This is a genomic window from Phocaeicola sp. GP0067 (assembly GCF_031119655.1).
GTDB lineage: Bacteria > Bacteroidota > Bacteroidia > Bacteroidales > Bacteroidaceae > Phocaeicola > Phocaeicola vulgatus.
Genome location: NZ_JAVHZY010000060.1, coordinates 1 through 1685 on the forward strand (window position 1 = coordinate 1; position 1685 = coordinate 1685).

General features: G+C 44.2%; 1 protein-coding gene. It reads left to right on the top strand.

The genetic code is table 11. The features are described from left to right. Positions 1–145 precede the first annotated feature (145 nt). A complete protein-coding gene (locus RE317_RS20890) occupies positions 146–1504 on the top strand; it encodes a transposase (protein WP_008667781.1) in 1359 nt (452 codons plus the stop codon). Positions 1505–1685 lie beyond the last annotated feature (181 nt).

The following is a 1685-nucleotide window of genomic DNA, read 5'->3' on the forward strand; positions in this document are numbered from 1 at the left end:
GGGACATTCATTAAATATTACAAAATCAGCCAACTAATTCATACACAAAGTATTGCGAATTAGTTGGCTTTTTTGTATCTTTAGGTATTCCCCCGAAAATAAGGTTTGACGGCCAAAACGGGGGAAATATCCAAACTAATAAGATATGGCAAAGATAGTGAATATTTCAGAAATTCACCCTACTTTGGGTTTTACAGAATTTGATATTCTGGAAAAATACCGCAAGAGTTTTAATGAGAGTGAGCTTGGCAAGCTTCATTCGGTCTTTCCGTTTGAATGTATGGCAAAAGCCGCCGGCCTGTCGGACCGGCGCCTGGGACGCAGGAACAGATTCAGTCCTTCCGCAAAGATCGCCCTTATGGTCCTGAAGGCATACACCGGATTCTCCGACAGGCAACTGGTGGAACATCTGAACGGGAACATACACTACCAGATTTTCTGTGGAATTATGATTCCCCCGTCCCTTCCCATAACCAACTTCAAGATAGTCAGTGCCATCCGTAATGAGATAGCATCCCGCCTTGACATTGATTCTTTCCAGGAGCTCCTGGCTTCACACTGGAAACCTTATCTTGATAACCTTCACGTATGCATGACCGATGCCACATGCTATGAAAGCCACATGCGTTTTCCTACGGACATGAAACTCCTTTGGGAAAGCCTCGAATGGCTCTACAGGCATATATGCCGGCATTGCAGGGAGCTGGGCATAAGGCGTCCGCGCAACAAATACAGGAATGTGGCGGAATCCTATCTGTCCTACTGCAAGAAAAGAAAGAGGAGAGCTTCAAGGACAAGAATGCTTAAGCGCCGTATGATCAAGCTTCTTGAAAAGCTCCTCAGTCAAAGGGATGGGATCCATAGCGAGTACGGTGCTTTACTCCGATATACCCAGGATTATCATAAGCGTCTTTCCATCATCAGAAAGGTGCTTGTACAAGAAAAGGAAATGTTTGAAGGGCGGAAAGTCAGTGACCGCATCGTCAGCATTGACCGTCATTATGTACGTCCCATCGTCAGAGGCAAGGAAACCAAGTCCGTCGAGTTCGGTGCAAAGGTCAATAATATACAGATAGACGGCATATCGTTCATCGAACACCTCTCGTTCAAGGCATTCAATGAGGGTATACGCTTGAAGGACTGTATCCGTATGCAGCAGAAGCTTATGAATGTAAGGGTAAGATGTGTGGCTGCCGATTCCATATATGCCAATAATGCCAACAGAAAATTCTGTACAAAATATGGGATATCCACATCCTTTGTGCGCAAGGGAAGGGCGGCCAAAGATGAGCCTTTGAGGAAGGTGCTTAGAAGCGAACTCTCAAAAGAAAGGGCAACACGGCTTGAAGGAAGCTTCGGCACTCAAAAGCAACATTACTCGCTCTCAAGGATAAAGGCCAGAAACAGGAAGACGGAAATACTGTGGATTTTCTTTGGAATACATACGGCAAATGCCATACTGATGATAGAAAAAATCAGAAACAAAACAGCTAAAGCAGCATGATATGATTTTACTCACAGAATCAGAAGAGGTCATCAGACTTCTTCCGGAACGTCATGTCCTGTCGGATAGAAGTATGTGAGAAAGCACGGAAAAATGACAATAAGAATGGCATATGAAATGGTCATGCCCTATCATCTTCATATGCCATCTTATTTTTTAGAGACATTTACTGAATATCCCT

Bases quoted from the DNA above. Each gene is read 5' to 3' on its own strand.
- RE317_RS20890 (WP_008667781.1), top strand. From the start codon at position 146: ATGGCAAAGATAGTGAATATTTCAGAAATTCACCCTACTTTGGGTTTT.